The sequence below is a fragment of the Mangrovimicrobium sediminis genome (assembly GCF_004745945.1).
Taxonomy (GTDB): Bacteria; Pseudomonadota; Gammaproteobacteria; order Pseudomonadales; family Halieaceae; genus Mangrovimicrobium; species Mangrovimicrobium sediminis.
Genome location: NZ_SRLE01000010.1, coordinates 1 through 19,316 on the forward strand (window position 1 = coordinate 1; position 19,316 = coordinate 19,316).

The 19,316-nt window shown below is 67.7% G+C and carries 16 protein-coding genes; 6 read left to right on the top strand and 10 right to left on the bottom strand.

Annotation, left to right across the window (positions count from 1 at the left end):
• Positions 1 to 41: 41 nt before the first annotated feature.
• Positions 42 to 533, top strand: coding sequence for a TPM domain-containing protein (locus E4634_RS15030; protein WP_135445358.1), 492 nt, complete (start codon positions 42 to 44; stop codon positions 531 to 533).
• A gap of 15 nt (positions 534 to 548) precedes the next feature.
• Here the strand turns inward: E4634_RS15030 and E4634_RS15035 are convergent, their stop codons facing one another.
• From E4634_RS15035 to E4634_RS15045, 3 genes are read right to left on the bottom strand one after another with little or no spacing between them, the layout of a single operon-like run.
• A complete protein-coding gene (locus E4634_RS15035; protein ID WP_135445360.1) occupies positions 549 to 2,201 on the bottom strand; it encodes an isovaleryl-CoA dehydrogenase in 1,653 nt (550 codons plus the stop codon).
• 52 nt (positions 2,202 to 2,253) lie between these two features.
• A complete protein-coding gene (locus E4634_RS15040; protein WP_240725205.1) occupies positions 2,254 to 2,682 on the bottom strand; it encodes a VOC family protein in 429 nt (142 codons plus the stop codon).
• A 4-nt stretch (positions 2,683 to 2,686) separates the two neighbouring features.
• A complete protein-coding gene (locus tag E4634_RS15045; protein ID WP_135445362.1) occupies positions 2,687 to 3,403 on the bottom strand; it encodes an alpha/beta hydrolase in 717 nt (238 codons plus the stop codon).
• A 102-nt stretch (positions 3,404 to 3,505) separates the two neighbouring features.
• Between E4634_RS15045 and E4634_RS15050 the strand changes: the two genes are divergently transcribed.
• Positions 3,506 to 4,069: a TetR/AcrR family transcriptional regulator gene (locus E4634_RS15050; protein WP_135445364.1), complete on the top strand. Its 564-nt coding sequence runs from the start codon at positions 3,506 to 3,508 to the stop codon at positions 4,067 to 4,069.
• 30 nt (positions 4,070 to 4,099) lie between these two features.
• On the opposite strand, the gene E4634_RS15055 is transcribed toward E4634_RS15050, so the two are convergent.
• The 4 genes from E4634_RS15055 to E4634_RS15070 form a co-directional block, all read right to left on the bottom strand.
• Complete coding sequence (locus E4634_RS15055) at positions 4,100 to 5,608, bottom strand: alpha/beta hydrolase domain-containing protein (protein WP_135445366.1); 1,509 nt, start codon at positions 5,606 to 5,608, stop codon at positions 4,100 to 4,102.
• 193 nt (positions 5,609 to 5,801) lie between these two features.
• Positions 5,802 to 7,727: a DUF3604 domain-containing protein gene (locus E4634_RS15060; RefSeq protein WP_135445368.1), complete on the bottom strand. Its 1,926-nt coding sequence runs from the start codon at positions 7,725 to 7,727 to the stop codon at positions 5,802 to 5,804.
• 42 nt (positions 7,728 to 7,769) lie between these two features.
• A complete protein-coding gene (locus E4634_RS15065) occupies positions 7,770 to 8,756 on the bottom strand; it encodes a HupE/UreJ family protein (RefSeq protein ID WP_206046906.1) in 987 nt (328 codons plus the stop codon).
• On the bottom strand, positions 8,753 to 9,586 hold the full coding sequence (locus E4634_RS15070) for a peptidyl-prolyl cis-trans isomerase (RefSeq protein WP_135445372.1): 834 nt from the start codon (positions 9,584 to 9,586) through the stop codon (positions 8,753 to 8,755). The genes E4634_RS15065 and E4634_RS15070 overlap by 4 nt, the downstream gene beginning before the upstream one ends.
• 263 nt (positions 9,587 to 9,849) lie before the next feature.
• On the opposite strand from E4634_RS15070, the gene E4634_RS15075 reads away from it, so the two are divergent.
• From E4634_RS15075 to E4634_RS15085, 3 genes are all read left to right on the top strand, one after another.
• On the top strand, positions 9,850 to 11,058 hold the full coding sequence (locus E4634_RS15075; protein WP_135445374.1) for an MFS transporter: 1,209 nt from the start codon (positions 9,850 to 9,852) through the stop codon (positions 11,056 to 11,058).
• A gap of 70 nt (positions 11,059 to 11,128) precedes the next feature.
• The gene (locus E4634_RS15080) at positions 11,129 to 11,845 is read left to right on the top strand and encodes a response regulator transcription factor (protein ID WP_206046907.1); all 717 of its coding nucleotides are present in this window, start codon (positions 11,129 to 11,131) and stop codon (positions 11,843 to 11,845) included.
• Positions 11,846 to 13,342, top strand: a complete 1,497-nt coding sequence (locus E4634_RS15085; protein ID WP_135445378.1) for a sensor histidine kinase — start codon at positions 11,846 to 11,848, stop codon at positions 13,340 to 13,342.
• 42 nt (positions 13,343 to 13,384) lie between these two features.
• Here E4634_RS15085 and speE read toward each other — a convergent pair whose 3' ends face one another.
• Positions 13,385 to 14,239 (bottom strand): polyamine aminopropyltransferase, encoded by an 855-nt coding sequence (gene speE, locus E4634_RS15090; protein WP_135445380.1) that lies wholly within the window; start codon positions 14,237 to 14,239, stop codon positions 13,385 to 13,387.
• Positions 14,232 to 14,657 carry an adenosylmethionine decarboxylase gene (gene speD, locus E4634_RS15095; RefSeq protein ID WP_206046908.1) on the bottom strand — a complete coding sequence of 142 codons (426 nt, stop codon included), beginning with the start codon at positions 14,655 to 14,657 and terminating at the stop codon, positions 14,232 to 14,234. The genes speE and speD overlap by 8 nt, the downstream gene beginning before the upstream one ends.
• A 367-nt stretch (positions 14,658 to 15,024) precedes the next feature.
• Between speD and E4634_RS15100 the strand changes: the two genes are divergently transcribed.
• Entirely contained in the window at positions 15,025 to 16,620 is a 1,596-nt protein-coding gene (locus E4634_RS15100) for a tetratricopeptide repeat-containing sulfotransferase family protein (protein WP_135445384.1), read from the top strand.
• Positions 16,621 to 16,663: 43 nt separating this feature from the next.
• Here E4634_RS15100 and E4634_RS15105 read toward each other — a convergent pair whose 3' ends face one another.
• Positions 16,664 to 19,123, bottom strand: coding sequence for a TonB-dependent receptor (locus E4634_RS15105; protein ID WP_135445386.1), 2,460 nt, complete (start codon positions 19,121 to 19,123; stop codon positions 16,664 to 16,666).
• Positions 19,124 to 19,316 lie beyond the last annotated feature (193 nt).

A 19,316-nucleotide genomic window follows, 5' to 3' on the forward strand; every position in this document is an offset into this window, starting at 1 on the left:
ACAGCTGGTCGGATCGCGGCGCCTCGGGGGGCTGGTAAACCATGCATCGCGTAATCGCCAATCTTTGTACCACCCGCCGCAGCCTGCGCCGCGCCTTTGGCGAGCACACGCTGGACGCCATCGAGGCGGCCATCAAGGCATCCGAGCGCGAACACAGTGGCGAGCTGCGCTTCGCCGTGGAAACCGCCCTGGACCTCCCCGCCCTGCTCGGCGGCGTCAGCGCGCGCCAGCGCGCCGTGGAGGCCTTCGCCAGCCTGCACACCTGGGATACCGAGGCCAACAACGGCGTGCTGATCTACCTGCTGCTGGCCGAGCGCGACATCGAGATTGTCGCCGACCGCGGTTACAACGGCCTGGTCAGCGCACAGCAATGGGAGGCGGTGTGCCGCGAGATGGAAGCAGCGTTTGCCCGCAGCGAGTTCGAGGCCGGCGCCCTGCTCGGCATTCGCCGCATCAGCGCGCTGATCGCCGAGCACTTCCCGCCACGCGACGACGACCGCGACGAACTACCCAATCGACCGACACTGCTCTGAGCGCGCCGCCGGACCTCAGCCCTCGCTCAGCGCAGTCGCGCGCGCAATCAGCAGGTCGAAGGGCGCATCCGCCGCCAGGGTGCCATAGCTCGCCGCACCCTCTTCCCCCAGCCGGTGCCGGCAGAATATCTCGGCGATCGCCGGCTGCTCGCCGCTGAGCAGCACCGCCGCCTGCAGGGCCTTGGCCGCGCGCTCGACCACGTATCGGCTGCGCACTTCCAGGGTCTCCGGCCGGTCGAAATCCGCGGCCAGGCGTGCCACCGCGAGGTCCAGGTCGCGCTGCTGGCCACCGGCGCGGCCGAGCACCTCGAACAACGCCTCGCGAGTTTCCGGCTCGCGGCGCAGGGCGCGCAGCACGTCCAGGCACTGCACGTTGCCGGCCCCCTCCCAGATCGAGTTGAGCGGCGCCTGGCGGTACAGGCGCGGCATGATGGTGTCCTCCACATAGCCGATCCCGCCCAGGCACTCCTGCGCCTCGTTCACCTGCCCCGGCGCGCGCTTGCACACCCAGAACTTGCCCAGGGCAGTAGCGATGCGCGCAAACGCCGCCTCGCGTGGGTCGCGCGGCGCGGCGTCGATGGCCCGGGCCACGCGCATGGCCAGCGCGGTGGCGGCCTCTGCCTCCAGCGCGAGATCGGCCAGCACGTTGCGCATCAAGGGCTGGTCGATCAGCAGCTTGCCGAACACGCGGCGCTGGCCGGCGTGGTGTACCGCCTGCACCACCGCCTGGCGCATCAGCGCCGCCGAGCAGGTGATGCAGTCGAGGCGGGTGAGCGCGACCATTTCCAGGATAGTGGCGACGCCTCGACCCTCCGCCCCCACGCGCAGGGCGTGGGCGCCCTGGAACTCCACCTCCGAGGAGGCGTTGCTCCAGTCGCCGAGTTTGTCTTTCAGGCGCTGGATAGCCACGGCGTTGCGCGTGCCGTCCGCCAGCAGGCGCGGCACCAGGAAGCAGGTGAGGCCCGCGTCTGCCTGTGCCAGGACCAGGTGGGCATCGCTCATCGGCGCGGAGAAAAACCACTTGTGGCCGACCAACGCGTAGCTGCCATCGGGCTGGGTCACTGCCCGGGTGGTGTTGGCGCGCACGTCCGAGCCGCCCTGTTTTTCCGTCATGCCCATGCCGATGGTGCAGGCGCGCTTGTCCGCCATGGGCAGGGCGCGCGGGTCGTAGTCCTGCGCGGTGAGTTTCTCGACCCACGGTGCGGCCCAGTCGCCGGCGTGACGCAGTGCGGGAATGGCGGCGTAGGTCATGGACAGCGGGCAGGCGCTACCGGCGTCGGCCTGGGAGCCGAGGTAGATGAGCGCGGCGCGCGCCACATGCGCGCTCTCGCGATGGACATTGCGCCAGGCATAGCTGTGCACGCCATGCTGCATCGCCAGTTGCATGATGCGGTGATAGGCCGGGTGAAACTCGACCTCGTCGATGCGCCTGCCGTGGGCGTCGTAGCTGTGCAGCACGGGGCGGTGGCGATTGGCGGCAAAGCCCAGCTCGACCAGTTCGCCGCCGACCAGGCGCCCATACTCGTGCAGGTGGGATACCGCCCAGCCGGCGCCCTCGCGTGCCACCGCTTCGCGCAGGGGTGCATCGCTGGTCCAGGCGTTGTAATCGCGCAGCGCGCCGGGCTGGTTCTCGACGGCGTGGGTGGCGAACTGGCTGGGGTCGGTCATGGGACGCTCCGGTGCACACAGGCGGCGGTGGACGGTGGCGCCAGTTTACCGATTACGTCCTGCCCTTCAATTCCAGCGTATTGCCCTCGGGGTCGCGCAGGTAGATGGAGGGGCCCTGGCCGGCAGCGCCGTAGCGCGATTCCACCGGGCCGTACTCCACGCCGTGTTTGTCGAGGTGCGCGGTGATCGCCGCGACATCCCAGGGCTCGACCTGGAAACACACATGGTCCATGTTGGGCGCGCGGCCGTCCGGCGGGTCGCCCGCCGCGCGTCCGAGTTCGGTCTCCACATCCACCAGGTCGATCAGCGACAGGCCGGCGCGCAGTTGTGCCAGGCCCAGTTCGCCGGGGCCGCGCTCCAGGCGGCAGCCAAGCACGTCGCGGTAGAACGCGACCATCAGCTCGATATCGCGGGCGCGGATAACGACGTGGTCGATGTGGGTGAGGTTGAGGGGGTTGGCGTCCTGCATGCCGGACAGCATAGCACTACATGGACGCCAGCTCCTCGAAGATGCCCGCCACTTTCTCCGCCTCGGTGATCATCAGGTCGTGCCCGGTGTCCACCACCCAGAAGCGGCCCTGGCACATCTCGCGCAGGGCGTCGTGGTATTCCTCGGGCATGTTCTCGGCGCAGACGATGAACGACTGCGGCAGGGCGCGCACCCGCGCCTCGTCCTGCAATACCAGCTTCTGCTCGAAACAGGCGAAGGGGTGCGGGGTGAGCCTGGCCGCCATCCACTCGATCTGCGCCGGGTCGGTAACACCGAAATACCCGTAGGGCAGGTCGTCGGGAAACAGCACCAGTTCGACGCCGTCGACGATGCGCCCGCGTGCGCGCGACGCCGCCATCATCTCGCCCGCCACGTCCACCAGGGACTGGCCATTGCTGGGAAACGCGGCGTCGAGGTAGACCAGGTTGCCGATACGTTCGGGCGCGCGGTCCGCCACTCCGGTGATGACCATGCCGCCGTAGCTGTGGCCGACCAGGTAGACGTCCTGCAGGTCTTCGAACTGCAGCAGCTTGACCACGTCGGTGATGTGGGTGTCGAGGTTGATCGATGGATTGAGCAGGTGCTCGCGCTCGCCCAGCCCGGTGAGCGTCGGCGTGTAAACTTCGTGTCCGCTTGCGCGCAGCAGCCGCGCCACCGGCTGGTAGCACCAACCGCCGTGTCCGCCCCCGTGTACCAGTACGAATGTCGCCATGCGTGTTCTCCTTTGCTGCGCCAGCGGGCGCCTGCATTATGTTATCGACGGGTAACTTATGGCCTGCACGCCTGGCTGTCAACCGCTGTATACTGGCCGCCCATGACCTCGAGCCCCCCGATCAAGCGTCGCAACGCGACCAAAACCCGCGCCCGTATCCTGGCCGCGGCGCAGGCGTGCTTCGCGCGCAGCGGCTATTCGCGCAGCGGTATTCGCGAGATCGCGGCACTGGCGGATGTCAGCTCGCCCATGCTGCTGCGGTATTTCGGCTCCAAGGCGGGGCTGTTCGAGGCGGCGCTGACCGACGCGGTGCGCATCGACGAGTTGCTGCAGGTGGATCGCACACAGTTCGGCGCGCACCTGGCGAAGCTGTTCACCGACGCGGCCCTGGACCTCACGCCGCCGGCGATGATCGCGCTGTCCACCGGCGACGACGAGGCCAGCGAGATCACCCGGCGCGTGGCGGAGGAACAACTGGTGCGCCCGCTGGCCGCCTGGCTGGGTACGCCTGACGGCCGCGTGCGCGCGGTGGAGATTTTCATGCTGTCGACCAGCTTCGTGCTGTACACGCGGCAACTGCCGCTGCTACCCGCCAGCGGGCCGAGCCGGCGCAAGCTGGCGGCCTGGCTCAGCGAAACGGTGCAGGCGATTGTCGACGCCCGCTGACGCGGGCGCGGCAGGTTACGGTGTGGTAGGTCAGGGCGCGTCCGGGACGAAGATCACTGGCGGAATATCAGCGACACGCGCGGCCTCAATGATCAACTCGGCATCCTCGGACAGCAAGAACCCCTGGTTGACCGCATCGCGCGCGGCGTCCTCGACGGCCACCGCATAGGCTGCAGCATCCGGGTACAGGTCCAGCAGGGTTTCCACGCCGAAGATCTCCGTGGTGCCGAACAGCGCACACACGCTGCCATCCTCGATGTCGCCCTGGCCCTCGCCGGAGAATCGCGCGATCGGCGCATCCACATAGGGTGTGCGCACCCCGCCCAGCACATTGCCGTAGGCATCAAACTGGTAGGCATCGCCGGTATCGTTCAGCGCCAGGCGCTCAGCTTCCGGCGGTGGGTCGCCATCGACCAGCCAGCGGTTGAGGCCCGCGATCGCCGCTTTGGCCGCGAAGTGCAGCGGCCCGCTGTTGATCGGCTTGTCGCACTCGATGAAGCCCGGCGCCGGCGTGGCGTTCTCCACCACCGCGGCGACCGCGGGGTCGTCGCCGAGGTCGAAACGCCCTGCGATCGATACATAGATATCCGCGTGAGCCGTGCCCGGGACCTCCCACAGGCGGAAGCTGTCGCTGTCGTCCTGGCGGTCGGCGAAGCTGCCCAGGGCCAGCACGTCGGTCTCGGTCTGCAATACCAGCACCGGCTTGTCGAGGTCGTCGCGGATGCGCACGACTGCGGGTGTGGTGATCTCCGCCTGCGGCGCCTGCGACAGCGGTGCCGAGGCAGCATCGCCGATATGCACCCGGCTGTGGATGAAGTAGGCGTCGATCAGGTCCGTGCGCCGGCCCAGGGTGTTGACGTAGGTGGTCAGGTAGAACGCGGACTGGGATTCACCCGCGGCGATGATGCGCTGTGCGGTGAGGTCCCCCAGCGGCGCGACCGTGCCCGGGTAGCGCACCGCCTGCGCCGCCTGGGTGAAGATGTCGTAGGCAAAGCTGTCTCCCGGGTGCGAGAGCGAGCCGTAGCGCTCCGGGTTCGCCTCCTTCAGCGGCGGCGAGATCACGTCGTCGAAGAACAGGTCGCCGCCCTCCACGCCCACCTGTTGCGCGGACACGCCTACCCAGGCGTAGCCGCGGCGGATGAGCTCCGTGTGCAGGGTCACCCAGTCCGCCGGGCCGTCCGCCCCTGCGGTGACGTTCAGCCACTCGAGAATGACCGTGCCGTTGAAGGCCAGCGGGTCGATCGGCCGGTAGACCACCAGGCGTGTCTTGTAGTCGGCGGAGGCATCGGGCACAACCCGCCAGCGGCCATCACTGTCGAAGAGGTTGTCATCGCGATAGGCGCTGGCAGTGCCGGCGAAAAAGAATTCGGCTTGTTCGTAGCCGACATCGGCGAGGTTGAACAGGGTGCCGAGCAGCAGGGGGTTGCCCTCCAGCGGACCTTCGACAACCGGATCCGGCACCTCCAGCGCCGGGTAGGCGGGACCATCGGAATCGCCGCAGGCACTGAAAAACAGGCTGAAAATAACGATGGCGCACAAACGCCAGGGTAAACACGAGGGCAAACACGAGGGCAAACACGAGGATAAGCGCGGAGCGGACATGGACGGCTTCCTTGTCGATATTGGTCGATCTTATTATGGGTGCGGGGCGCCGCCTGGCGCTCCCGGTGCCGGGTCACTCTAGCAAATCGCGGCCTCCAGTGCCCGGCTGCAAGCGCCGTTCAGGCCCCGCTCAGGGCAGGTACCAGATCGGCGAGCTGAACGCGCGCTCCTGGTGCACCAGCGGCACCGTCGCATCCATCTCGATACCGTTGCGCACCTTGTCGTACAGCGTCCAGCGCGGCGTCGGGATCTCCAGCACACGCACGTAGTAGAACGCCTGCTGGGCGGGGTCGAAGTCCGGATCCTCGAACACTGCCTGCAGTTCGGTGGCGCCAATGGTGTTGCTGTACTCGGCGGTCTCCAGGTTCACGGTGTTACCCACGGGCGGCAACTTACCATCGGCACCGGGCTCGCGCTCGCCGGACCAGCGCACGTCGTAGATCTTCTCGCCGGTGTTGCCCTCGGCATCCACCCAGCCCTTGATCACCTGCACGCGGTCGAGGTTGGCGCCGTCCGGGTCCTTGCTCGCGGCGATGATGAACGTCGGCGGCGTGCCGGCTTCGGCGGCCTGCAGCATGCCGCCCATGGGCACCCCGCCGCCGTAGCCGGCGGCGACAAAATCGCCGTCCAGATCGGCGGCACTGAAGCCATAGCCACCGAAAAAACGCACCGACATGCGCGGACCGGTGGTGGCGAAGGTCTCACGGCGGTGCATGGCGTCCCAGAGCGCCTCGCGGGTGTTGGCCACCGACCACACGCCCATTACTCCGGAGGCGGCCATCTCCCAGCCCATGTAGCTGTCCGTCGCCCCGCTTAGCAGCGGGAAATTCCAGCGCCCAGTGTTGCTGGGCTCGAGGGTTTTGAATTTGCCGAAGAAGTTGTCTTCCTCGGTCGTGGACAGCCCGGTATGGGTATCGGTGGCGCCGTTCGCGCCGTACAGGAAGGGGTTCACGCCCAGTTCGCGCTTGATACGCATGCCGGATTTCAGGGCCTCGCGCCAGTACTCGAAGCGCCAGGCACCCTCGGGCTTGGGTTTGAGGATCAGGTTGCCGCGATCCCACAGGTCCCAGCTGGCGAACTCGTCGTCCGGCGACAACGACGGGTGCGACTCGCTCTGGCCCTTGATCTGGGTGACCTCGTACAGGCGCTCGTAATGGGCGCGCATCTCGGCCCACTCGCGGGTCATCGGCGAACCGTCGAACTGCTGTTCCTCGAACATGCGCCCGTTGGACATGTTGCCGTTGTGCGGGATGGCCAGCATGCGGCCGCCGGTCTTGTCCTCGTAGGCTTTCATCCAGGCCCACAGCTTCGTCGAGTCCTGGGTCTCGAAGGTGGTCAGCGGAAACACCTGGCTGGCGCGGTCGGCGCCGTCGCGGAAGATCACATTGCGGTGCAGGTTGTCGCCACCGTCGGCGTTCACCGTCCACTCGTAGGCGATGAAGGTGGTGAACTTGCCGGGATCGTTATATTTCTCCGCGGCCTCGATGGTTTTCTCCCAGGCGGAGACCATCCATTTCGGGTCCATGACCACTTGCGGCAGGCGCCCCTCGGACTGCATGACAACCAGTTCGCTCTTGGCGTCAGCGGCGCGCTTGTCATCGCCGGAAGTGAGCGCCTCGTACCAGCGCTTGAGCACCGGGTCGGCAAGCATCTCCGGGTTGCCGGCGACCAGTTCATTGATCACGCCCATGCCGTCGGAGTGATCGGAGACCAGGAACCAGTCGTAGGGCCGGTGCAACTGCGCCTTGAGCCCGGAGTTGCTGGTGACTTCCTGGCCCAGGGCAAAGCGGTAGGCATCCTCGGGGCCGGTGATGGCGCCGTCCATGCCGGCGTCGGCGGACCAGCCGGTATGCACGTGGGTATCACCGAAATACGCCACCGTCGGATAGGCCGGCGTCGACGATTCGGGTGGCGGCGGGGGCGCGGCTACCGGGACTTCCGCGGCTGGCGGCGGCGCCTCGGTCTGCGGCGGTGGTGCCTGTTTCTGGCAGGCACCCAGGGTGAGCAGGACTGCGGACAGCAATGCAGTACGGGACAGACAGGCAGCGACTTCCATGCGGCGATCTCCGGGGCTGGAACCTCCGCAAGTCTAGTACGCTCAGGCCCAAAAGCCAGCGGTGCGCTCGATCACCCAGAACATGGCGAGGGCGCCGACCGCATAGGCGGGAACCTCGCGCCAGCGCGGCGGCTCGCTGCGCAGCGCCTGCCGCGCCACCCAGCCGAACAGGAGCACCGCGGCGACGAACAGCAACTGGCCGATCTCCACGCCGACATTGAAAAACAACAGCGCCGCCGGCACCGCGGACTGGGGCAGGCCGATCTCCCCCAGCGCCGCGGCGAAACCCAGCCCGTGAAGCAGGCCGAAGGTGAATGCCACGATCCACGGGCGCCGCGCGGTGAGGCTGGGCAGGCCGCGCTCGCGGTGCACGATCTCCGCGGCGACAAACACGATGGACAACGCGATACAGGCCTCCACCGGCGGCACCGGCACGCGCACCAGGTCCAGCGCGGCGAGGCTCAGGGTAATGCTGTGGGCCACGGTGAACGCCGTGATGGTGGCGACCAGCTTGCGCGTGCCATCGACCATGAGCAGCAGCACCAGCACGAACAACAGGTGGTCCAGGCCGATCAGGATATGCTCGACACCGAGCACCAGGTAGGTGGACACCACCTGCCACAGGCCGGGTTGCGGTTCCACCACGTAGCGCGGCGCCTCCGGCGTCAGGCGGTGCACCAGGGCGCTGCCGTCGCGGTATTGCACGCGCAGCAGGGTCTCGGTGCGCAATGCGGCGGGCCCGGTCATGCCCAACTGCGTGCCGGCGAGTCCGCCGGGACGCTGCAGGGTCCAGCGCTGCAGGTGGGCGCCGCCGACGAACCCGTCGCTGATCGCGGACTGCGCGACCACGCTGTCATCGAACTCCACGCGCAAATCCAGTCGCTCAGCGCCACCACGTGCGGGCACCTTGAACAGCACCTCGAAGACATCCGGCCGGGTCTCGGTCAACTGCAGGTAGGCCGGGCGCAATTCGTCGGCGCGCGCCCCGCACACGGCGCACAGCAAGAGCAGCGCCAGGATCGGCCTCACGACGAGACTCCCGCGGCATCGGGTTCGATCACGATCTCGTATTCACGCTTGAGCTGCGCGATCAGTTCGGCCTTGACCTCGGCGTTCTTCGCCTCGCGCCACTCGCGCTCCACCGTCGCGCGGACCTCTGCCAGCGGCGGCAGGTAGGCGGGCTCGCGCGTGTCCAAACGCACCAGGTGCAGGCCCAGACCGGAGCCGATAGGCTCGCTCCACTGCCCCAGCGTGAGCGCTTCGAGCTGGGCAGCGAAACCCTGGCCGAAGCTGCGGTCCACCTGCGAGGCGGCCGCCCCCTGCATGTTCGCGGGCAGCAGGGAGGGGTCGCCCGCCGCCACATCCCCGGCCAGCAACTGGCGGCGCGCCTGCCCGGCGCGCTCGCGCACCGCGCCGGGCGCGTCGGGGGAAAAGTAAAGCTGCTCGAAGGTGTAGCGCGCCTCGCGCCGGAAGCGCTCGGGATGCTCCGCCAGGAAGGCTTGCAGTTCGTCCTCGGCGGGCTCGTAGAGGGCGACGGCGTCGGTGGTGAGGAACTCCATCTTCTGGCGCAGGCGCCGGCGCACCACGTCGTCGCCGCTGTCCAGCCCCAGGGCCAGGGCCTCGCGGTAGAAAATTTCCTCGACCACGAAGTTGTCGACCAGGGCGGCGAGTTCCGCTGCGGTCGGCGCGCGGTTCCAGGTGCGCTGGAAATGGGCGCTCAGCTGCGCGACGCGCCCGCCATCGACGACGATGCGCCGCTCGTTGTCAAAGCCGTTCGGGTTAACCCAGCCGTACAGGGCAAACAGGCCCGCGCCGAGCAGCAGGAAGTGCAGCAGTGGTTCTCGCAACAGGCGTCGCATGTCGGGCTCCTCGGTACTCCGGTGCAGGCAAGTGACAGGAGGGCCGGCGCGCCCACGTGCTGCGCTTGCCAGAACCTCTGCCGGTGTTATTCTAGCGTGCAGCGCCCCGCCCGATACCGGCGAGCGGTGCGCAGCACAGATATAAGGTGCGCAGCACACATAATAAACCGCCGGAAACCCCGTGAGAAATCACCATCAGCGATACAGCGTCCAGCGATAGCGCCCTCCCCGAACCCGAACTGCCCGACGCCCTGCGCTGGCGGGTGGTCGCACTGTGCGCCATGGTCCTGCTGCTCGACGGCCTGGACATGATCGTCGCGCCGATCAGCGTGCCGGCGATGGCCGCCGACTGGCAACTCGCCCCGGCGCGCTTCGGCATCGCGCTGTCCGCCTCGGTATTCGGCATGGCCATCGGCGCGGCCTTCATCACCCCGCTGGGCGACCGCTACGGCCGCCGCCCCATGGTCATCGCCGGCTTCGCCGTGGGCGGGCTCACCTGCCTGCTGGTGCCGCTGGTGCAGAACCTGCCGCAGCTGGTCGGCCTGCGCTTTATCACCGGACTCGGCCTCGGCGTCAGCCTGGCCAACGCCCTCACCCTGGCCTCCGAGTACGCCCCGCCGCAGCTGCGTTCCCGCGTGCTGTCCTGCGTCTACGCGATGTCCGCCCTGGGCGGCGCCTTCGGTGGGCTGGTGGCGCCGCCGCTGCTGGCCAACTGGGGCTGGCAGGGCGTCTACGTGTTCGGTGGCCTGCTGCCGCTGGCCATGCTGCCGGTGCTGTTCTGGGGCCTGGCGGAATCCCGCCAGTTCCTCGAGGCCCGGGCCTCGCGCGAGGCGCAGGCGGCGGTATCCATGGACAATTCGGCCGGCAGCCTGCACCGGCTGCGCCTGTTGCTGGCGGCGCCCTACCGCGCCACCACCTTGCTGGTGTGGAGCCTGTTCTTCCTCTCCACCTTCTGCACCTACGTGATTTCCAGTTGGCTGCCCACCCTGCTCAATCTCGCCGGCTGGACGGTGGACAACGCCGTGCGCGCGGTCACCGTATTCAGTTTCGGCGGTATCTTCGGCGGCTTCTTCCTCGGCTGGATGGTCGACCGCCAGCGCGTCATGCCGGCCCTGGTGCTCGGCTTCGGCGCGGTGGCCGGGGCCATCGCGGCACTGCACGTGGTGCCCGCCCAGCTCACCGCCTGGATGCTGCTCATCGGCCTGATGGGCGCCGGCACCATGGGGGTCGCCTACGCCCTCACCGCCTTTGCCGCCATCGTCTACCCGACCTCCCTGCGCGCCAGCGGCATCGGCGCCGCCGGTGCCCTGGGCCGCTTCGGCGCCACCATCGCGCCGCTGGCGGGGAGCTGGCTGCTGGCCCAGGGCCTGGCGGCCCTGCACATACTCTCCAGCCTGATCCTGCCGATGGCCTGCGCCCTGCTGCTGATCGCCCTGTTCGGCCGCCGCGCCGCCCGCTCCGGCGAGGCTTGATCCCTCCCGCGGGGCGGGATATTTTCGTGAAACTTCTTCCCTATACTCCGGAACGACTGGAGGAATCACCGTGAAACAACACCATATTCTCGTCGTCGAGGACGAGCACGACATCGCCGAACTGATCGCCCTGCACCTGCGCGACGAGGGCTACCAGGTCACTGTGGCCAACGACGGCCACGCCGGCATGCGCCAGGCTTTCGCCCGCAGCTGGGACCTGGTGATCCTCGACCTGCGCCTGCCCGGGCCGGACGGCCTGTCCATCTGCAAGGCCCTGCGCGCGGAGCACAACTATGTGCCTATCCTGATGCTGACCTCCAAGTCATCGGAGCTGGACCGGGTGCTCGGCCTGGAGCTGGGCGCCGACGACTACGTGACCAAGCCGTTCAGCGTTTCCGAGCTGGTGGCGCGGGTGAAATCCCTGTTCCGCCGTATCGACGCCCTCAGCTCAGGGGCCGAGAGCGCCGCGCCCGAAGCCCTCACCGTGGGCGACCTGAGTATCGACTCTGCGCGCCGCGAGGTGCGCGTGGGCGAGTCGCGGGTCGAACTCACGGCCCGCGAGTTTGACCTGCTGCTGCACTTCGCCCGCCACCCGGGCCGCGTGTTCAGCCGCGCCCAGCTGCTGGACTCGGTATGGGGGTTCGGCCACGAGGGCTACGAGCACACGGTCAACTCGCACATCAACCGCCTGCGCGGCAAGATCGAGCCGGACAGCGAGCACCCGCAGTACATCGTCACCGTGTGGGGCGTGGGCTACAAGATGCAGTCCGTCGCGAGTGCCGCCTGAATGAACTCGCTGATCACCCGCCTGTCGCTGGCGCTGCTGCTGATCATGATCGTGGTCGGCGGCGCGTTCTACGCCCTGGAGCAGTGGGGCGCCCAGCGCTACCACGAGGAAGTCACCCAGCGCCTCAACGCGGACATCGCCATGTACGTGACCGGGCAGACCACGCTGATGCACGACGGCGCGGTCAACCGCGAGGAACTTGAGCGCCTGGCCGAGCGCGCCATGGTCATCAACCCCTCGGTGGAGGTCTACCTGCTGGGCCGAGACGGCGCCATCCTCGGCCACGCACTGCCGCCGGAGACCATCCTGCGCCAGAGCGTGGAACTGGGGCCGGTGACCGAACTGATCGCCGGCGACGCGAAACTGCCGCTGTACGGCACCGACCCGCGCAACCCACAGCGCGAGAAAGTATTCTCCGCAGCACCGGTGATGGACGAGGATACCCTGCAGGGCTACCTCTACGTGGTACTCGGCGGCAGCAAGTACGACATGCTGGCCGGCGCGGTGCGCGACAGCTACGTGCGCAACATCAGCGTGCTGGCGATTGCCGCCCTGGTGATCGGCGGCGGATTGGCCGGGCACATCGTGTTCACCCTGCTCACCCGGCGCCTGACCCGGCTCACCCGCGACGTGGAGGCGTTCTCCAACGTCGCCCTGGACCCGGACGCGGACCCGGAGGCCCTGCTCGGCTTCGACACGCGCAGCGGCGACGGCAAGGGCGATGAAATCAGCACCCTCAGCGACGCCTTCGCCGCCATGGCCAGCAAGATTCGCGAGCAGTTCCTGGCCCTGCAGGAGAACGACCGACTGCGCCGGGAGCTGATCAGCAATGTCTCCCACGACCTGCGCACGCCGCTGGCCAGCATGCACGGCTACGTCGACACCCTGCTGCTGAAAAACCGCGAGCTGGACGCCGACCAGCGCGAGCAGTACCTGGAGATCACACGCAAGCACACCCAGCGCCTGGGCGAGCTGATCGGCGACCTGTTCGAGCTGTCCAAGCTGGATTCCGGCAGCATGCCGCTGGCGCTGGAGACCTTCTCCCTCGCCGAACTGCTCAACGACGTGGTGCAGGAGTTCGCCCTGGAGGCGCGCCGGCGCGATATCGACCTGCGCCTGGCGGGGGAGCCGGACCGCGCCCTGGTACACGCGGATATCGGCCTGGTGCAGCGCGTGCTGGAGAACCTGATCCGCAACGCGCTGGAATACACGCCCGCCGGCGGCAGCATCACCCTCGACGTGAGCGCGCAACAGCAGGACGTGGCGGTGACCGTCGCGGATACCGGCTGCGGCATCCCCGACGACGAGATCGAGAATATCTTCGAGCGTTACTTCCGCAGTTCCCACGGGCGCTCCTCCCGCGGCCAGTCCAGCGGCCTGGGCCTGGCCATCGTCAAGCGCATCCTCGACCTGCACGGCAGCCGCATCACGGTGGCCAGCCGGGTCAACGAGGGCACCCGTTTCGAGTTCAACCTGCCGTCGGCGGCCGCCGCCTGAGGGCGGCGCGGCGCCAGTCGTCGAGCTTCGCGCGGCGAGGCTTCAGCCAGCCATTCCGTCGAGAATAAACTGCGGCAGGTGGAACGCGCCTACATGCACGCCGGGGTTGTAGTAACGCGTGCGCAGGCCGCTGGCGGCGAAGCGCGCGGCGATCACTTCCTGCGACTGCTGGCGCAGCGACGCGTCATCGCTGGCCCAGGCCAGGGTCATGAGGCCGCCCACGTAGGTCGGCACCGCCACCTGGTAGAAGTGGTGGTCGGCGAACACCGGCGCCAGGCGCCGGGACGTGTCGCGTACTTCATCGGGCTGCAGGAAGGGCACGCCGTTCTGCGTCACCAGGATGCCACCCGGGTTCAGGCGCTGGTGGCAGGCGGCGTAGAAGCCGCCGCTGAACAGCACCTCGCCCGGGCCCACCGGGTCGGTGGAATCGCTGATGATCACGTCGAATTTTTCTTCCGTTTTGGCGACGAAAGCGGCGCCGTCATCGAACACCAGGTTGAGGCGCGGGTCGTCGAAGGCGCCTGCGGAGTGCCCCGGCAGGAACTGCTTGGCCATCTCGGTGACCGCGGGATCGATCTCTACCATGGTCACGTGCTCGACTTCGGCGTGGCGTGTCACCTCGCGCAGGATGCCGCCGTCGCCGCCGCCGACGATCAGCACCCGGCGCGGCGCGCGGTGGGCGAACAGCGGCACATGGGTGAGCATCTCGTGGTAGGCGAACTCGTCCGTCTCAGTGGTCTGGATGATGCCGTCCAGCGCCAGCACCCGGCCGAACTTCGCGTTGCGGAAGATCACCAGGTGCTGGTGCCCGGTTTTCACCTCGTAGAGGATTTCCTCGACCTCGAACTGCTGGCACCAGCCCGCGTACAGGGTCTCCCGGTACTGCTGCTCAGGCACGCTCGACCACCCCGCGCAACTCCTCGAGGATGTTCATGCGCCGCGGGTGGAAGGCGCGCTTGAGTACGCCGATGGCCTGCTCCGGGCGCGCGTCACCGCACATGAACACGTCGAAGGCGGCGTAGTCGCGCTCCGGCCAGGTGTGCACCGAGATGTGTGACTCGGCGAGCACCGCGACGCCGGAAATGCCGCCGTTGGGGGTGAAGTGGTGCAGGTGGATGTGCAGCAGGGTGGCACCGGCCTCGACCACGCACTCGCGCAGCGCGTTTTCCATGCGCGCGAGATCATCCAGGTGCGTGGCGCCCCAGAGGTCGAGAATCAGGTGTGTGCCGGCGAACACGGTGTCGCCGCGGGTAACGAAGTGGTCGGCGGGAATCGCTTCCTCACCGATCTGGTGGTGCTCAGGCCAGGCTTGCATGGCATTGAGCGGGCGTACTACATCACGTTCAACAGGCGCGGCGTCGTGTGCCATCCCATCGGGCTCCTCAAACAGCAGTGGTTGTCGATCGCAACGCATCTGCCGGGAACTCGGTCCGGGATTGCGCTGCGCGTTAACGGATGAACATAAAAAAGATCGGGTTGCTTCGATGGCGGGAATCATAAGCCCAAATTGTGGCAACGCAAGCGTTTTTCGGACGCGTTTTGTGAAATTTTCCGCAGGCCGTGGCCGGTGCGCGCCCGACGCTCCACCGCGCAGGCGACCACGCCCGGCAACTGCGGTCGACGACGGTGGATTCCGCGGTTTATCCCCCGGATAATGCCTGCTCACCCGCCGCAACCGCAGCATGCCCGATTCCGCCAACAGCCAGCGCCACCGACGCGCCGTCAGCGCCCTCAATCGCGGCGACCTGCGCGCCATGGCCGGCGAGTGCGAGGCGATTGTCGCCGCCGACCCGGACTTCGCCGACGCCTGGTTCCTGCTGGCCATCGCCGCCGAGGCGCGACGCGACCTGCCCGGCGCATTGGCGCAGCTGGAGCGCGCCGTGTCCCTGGCCCCCGACAATTCCGATTACCTGGCCCAGCAGGCCAAGCTGCTCGCCCTGCTGAACCGGCCCGCCGCTGCACTGGCCGCTGCCGATGCAGCACTGGCCGCCGGTGAACCGCGGGCGCTGGCGCTGGACACCCTGGGCGTGGTGTTTACCCGGCTGGGCGAACACGCGCGGGCGGCCCGGGTGCTGCAACGGGCAGTGGATGCGGCGCCGTCCAACGCGCAGTTCCACTTCAACCTGGCCTCGGCGCAGCAGTTCCTGGGTGACGAGTCGGGTGCACGCGCCCACTATGAGCGCGCCATCGACCTGCAGCCGCGCTTCGCCCGCGCCTACTGGGCACTATCCGAACTGGAAAAGACCGCGCCGGATACGACGCGGCAGGCGCGCCTCGAGGCACTCGCCGCAGACCCGGCACTGGGGGCGGTGGACCGCCTGTACATCGGCCACGCCCTGTCGCGCCTGTACGAGCAGCGCGGCGACTACCCCGCCGCCTTCGCCGCCCTGTGCGAGGCCAAAAACGCCCAGCGCGAGCGCATCGCCTATGACCGCGCGCAGGACGAGGCGCTGTTTGCCGCCCTGCAGCAGGGGTTCACCGCGGCGGACCCGGAGCCGCGGCCGCCGCAGCAGGACTGGACGCCGCTGTTTATCGTCGGCATGCCGCGCTCCGGCACCACCCTGGTAGAGCGCATGCTCAGCGCCCACCCGGCCATCGCCGGACTCGGCGAACTGCAGGATTTCCCGCACGCGGTAAAGGCAGCCTCCGGCGAGCGTTCGCCGCGTGTGCTGGACCCGGCGGTGATCGCCGGCGCGCTGGAGGCGGACCCGGAACAGATCGCCCGGACCTACCGCAATGCGCTGGAGACCCGCGGTGGAACGCCGGCGCCGGGCACGCGCTACCTGGCGGACAAGCAGCCGCTCAACGTCCTGCAACTGGGGTTCATCCTGCGTGCACTGCCCGCAGCAAGGGTGATCATCGTGCGCCGCGACCCGCTGGATACCTGCCTGGCCAACTACCGCCAGTTGTTCGCGGTGAACTTTTCCTACTACAACTACGCCTACGATATCGCCGACACCGCCCACTACTACTGCCTGTTTGATCGCCTGTGCCGGCACTGGCACACGCTGTACGGCGCGCGCATCCACGCCCTGCAGTACGAGCAACTGGTCGAGGACCCGCGGCAAACCCTGGGCGCCGCACTGGACTACCTGGCGCTGCCCTGGGACGACGCCTGCCTGGACTTCCACCACCGCGATGGCGCGGTGACCACCGCCAGCGCCATGCAGGTGCGCCAGCCGCTGTACCGCGACGCCATAGGCCGCTGGCGGAAATACGAGAAGGAGATGGCGCCGGCCATCGCCGAGCTGCGCGAGCAGGGCGTGACCGGCGTGTAGGACCCGCCGCCGGGCGGCGGATGGGCCCGTGGAGCGCCCCGGCCTAGAAGCTGTAGGTCATGCGCAGGCCGAAGGTGCGCGGCGCGCCGATGTACTGGGCGTAACTGCGCAGGGTGAAGCCGTTGATGTCATTGCCCGGGCCGGCTTTTTCGTCCTGCAGGAAGCGCCGCGTGCCGCGGATGCCGGTGACGTAGTAGTCGTCGAACAGGTTGTCGACATAGGCCTGCACCATCCACGCGTCGCGACTGAAGCTGGCGCTGAGGTGGTGGATGTCGTAGGAGGGAATCGACTCGCCGCCGTAGTCAGCCGCCAGGCCGGTCTCCGGGTCGATGAGCGGGTCATCGTCGCCGCCGACGATGTTGTACACGTCACCGGTGTAAATAAAGCCGTAGTTCAGCTTCATCTCAATGCCATCGCCGACGATGTCGGTGTAGGTCAGGTTGAAGGTGCCCTGGTGCTCCGGCGAGCCGGGCAGGCGCGCGCCCTCCTCGGCATCGAAGGGGCCGACCAGGCCGGGCGCATACTCGGTCAGCTCGGCATTGGTGTAGGCGTAGGTGACATCCACCTCCCAGTTTTCGCCGATCAGGTAGCTGCCCTGGAACTCCAGGCCCTTGCTCTCCGCCTCCGAGCCGTTGCCGATGATCGGCAGGCCGCCGAGGTCGGTGGTGGTGGACACCTGCAGGTCCTGCCAGTCGATGAAGTACACCGCGACGGTGGTGGAGAGACGGCCGTCGAGCAGCAGGCCCTTGTAGCCCAGCTCGTAGTTCTTGATGGTATCCGGGTCGATGAACACCTCGTCCGCCTGCGCGCACAGCTGCTGGTCGGTGCTCTCGATCTGCTCCGGGGTACACTCGGGCACCGCGTTGACGCCGCCGTTGCGGTAACCCTCGGAGTAGGTGGCGTAGATCATGTTGTCCGGGTCGAGGTCGAAGGCGACGTTGAATTTCCACAGGTCGCCGTTGTTGCTGCCCTTGTTGGTACCGAGGTCCACGTTGATCGCATCCTGGGGCTCGCCGAGGAATACGGTATCGAACAGCGGCAGGCCGAAACCGCCGGTGCTGTCCACGTCGAAGGTATAGTCGCGGTAGCCGACGGTGACCTCCATGCGGTCGTCGAGGAAGCGGTAGGACAACTCGCCGTAGAAGGCCTCTTCCTCCTGGTAGTAATCGGTCAGCTCGATGTACTCCAGCGCGTCCGGGCGCAGCTGCACGCCGCCGAATTCATCCACCGCGAACTGGTCGAAGCCCGGGGTGTATTCCTCGCTCACCGCGTCCTGGTCGAACTCGTTGTAGAAGTAACCCACCACCCAGGAGAAGGGGCCGCCGTGGGTGGAGACCAGGCGGATCTCCACGGTATCGGTTTCCTCGTCGTTCTCCTCGCGGGTGTAGGACGAGAAGCTGGGGAAGAACTCGTAGCCGTACTCGAAGTCCAGCAGCAGGTCGGTCTGGTCGCGCTGGCCCTCCTCGTGAAAGTCGGTCTTGCCGTAGATCACCGTGGCCTCGGCGATGTCCATGATGTCGATCTTGACGTCCAGGCTCCACAGTTCGGTGCGGTAATCGTTGGGCTCCTCGTAGCGCAGGCCGGATTCGTACTTGTCGGTGCCGAAGGACAGGCGGTGGTCCAGCTGGCGGCCCTCGGCCTCGGTGTCCTGGTACAGGTACCACAGGTTGGCGTCCAGCCAGTCGTTCGGGGTGAAGCGCAGGTTGAGGCGCCCGGCCAGGGATTCCTCGCCGTTGGCGTCCTTGACCCGCTTCAGATTGGCGTTGACGTCCTCCGGGTTGCTGAAGTCCGGCTCGGGGTTGGACACCCCGCCCTCGCGCACCACGTAGTTGTAATCCACGAAGCCGGGGTCATCGAGCTGGTCCAGGCTGCCGCGCACCGCCAGCACGTTCTCGATGATCGGCAGGTTGATCGTGACGCCAACATCGTACAGGTAGCCGCCGCTCTCCTCGTTGCTGGAGAAGTTGCCGCGCGCCTCGCCGTAGAACTCGGTGGCGTCGGCCAGCTTCGGGATGTAGCGGATGGCGCCGCCCATGGTGCCCTGGCCGTACAGGGTGCCCTGCGGGCCGATCAGCACTTCCACCCGCTCCAGGTCCACCGGTTTGATATCCACGGTCACCGGGATGTCGCCGAAGTAGCTGGCTACCGTGTCCGAGACGAAGCCCGGGCCGGTCGCGGTGGTGTTAAGGCCGCGCACCAGGATGTCCGGGTGCTCGTCGCGCGGGCCGCGGTCGATCACCGTGAGGCCGGGCACGTAGTTGGCGATCTCGGTGACGCCGTACAGGCGCTGGGAAGCGATCTTGTCGCCACTCACCGCCGAGATGTTGATCGGGATGTCCTGGATCGATTCGCTGCGCCGCGAGGCGGTGACGATCACCTCCTCCACGCGCAGGGAATCGATCTCCTGGGCAAATAGCGACGGCGCGGCGAGGCCAACGGCGGGCAAGGTGGCAATTGAGACGGCACGGGCGAGCGTACGCTTGCGATAAGGTGTCTGGCGCATTGGGATTCCCCTGTCTGTTAGCAGTCTGTTAGCACGCGTTTTAGTGTTAGCCGGCATACCGCGTTTAGCAGCGGCTTGAGCTTATGTTTAGTGCAAAAGACAGGCCATCGGTAGCCAATTGCGGTCAGTTGCAAGCAAGCTGCGGTGAATCGAGGGGCGCGCCACCCGCCGGACAGGGTTCAGGGCGGCGTAA

What these genes read in the sequence shown, in the direction of transcription:
- E4634_RS15030 (WP_135445358.1), top strand. Translation starts at nt 42, where the DNA reads ATGCATCGCGTAATCGCCAATCTTTGTACCACCCGCCGCAGCCTGCGC.
- E4634_RS15035 (WP_135445360.1), bottom strand. Translation starts at nt 2,201, where the DNA reads ATGACCGACCCCAGCCAGTTCGCCACCCACGCCGTCGAGAACCAGCCC.
- E4634_RS15040 (WP_240725205.1), bottom strand. Translation starts at nt 2,682, where the DNA reads ATGCTGTCCGGCATGCAGGACGCCAACCCCCTCAACCTCACCCACATC.
- E4634_RS15045 (WP_135445362.1), bottom strand. Translation starts at nt 3,403, where the DNA reads ATGGCGACATTCGTACTGGTACACGGGGGCGGACACGGCGGTTGGTGC.
- E4634_RS15050 (WP_135445364.1), top strand. Translation starts at nt 3,506, where the DNA reads ATGACCTCGAGCCCCCCGATCAAGCGTCGCAACGCGACCAAAACCCGC.
- E4634_RS15060 (WP_135445368.1), bottom strand. Translation starts at nt 7,727, where the DNA reads ATGGAAGTCGCTGCCTGTCTGTCCCGTACTGCATTGCTGTCCGCAGTC.
- E4634_RS15070 (WP_135445372.1), bottom strand. Translation starts at nt 9,586, where the DNA reads ATGCGACGCCTGTTGCGAGAACCACTGCTGCACTTCCTGCTGCTCGGC.
- E4634_RS15085 (WP_135445378.1), top strand. Translation starts at nt 11,846, where the DNA reads ATGAACTCGCTGATCACCCGCCTGTCGCTGGCGCTGCTGCTGATCATG.
- speD (WP_206046908.1), bottom strand. Translation starts at nt 14,657, where the DNA reads ATGCAAGCCTGGCCTGAGCACCACCAGATCGGTGAGGAAGCGATTCCC.
- E4634_RS15100 (WP_135445384.1), top strand. Translation starts at nt 15,025, where the DNA reads ATGCCCGATTCCGCCAACAGCCAGCGCCACCGACGCGCCGTCAGCGCC.
- E4634_RS15105 (WP_135445386.1), bottom strand. Translation starts at nt 19,123, where the DNA reads ATGCGCCAGACACCTTATCGCAAGCGTACGCTCGCCCGTGCCGTCTCA.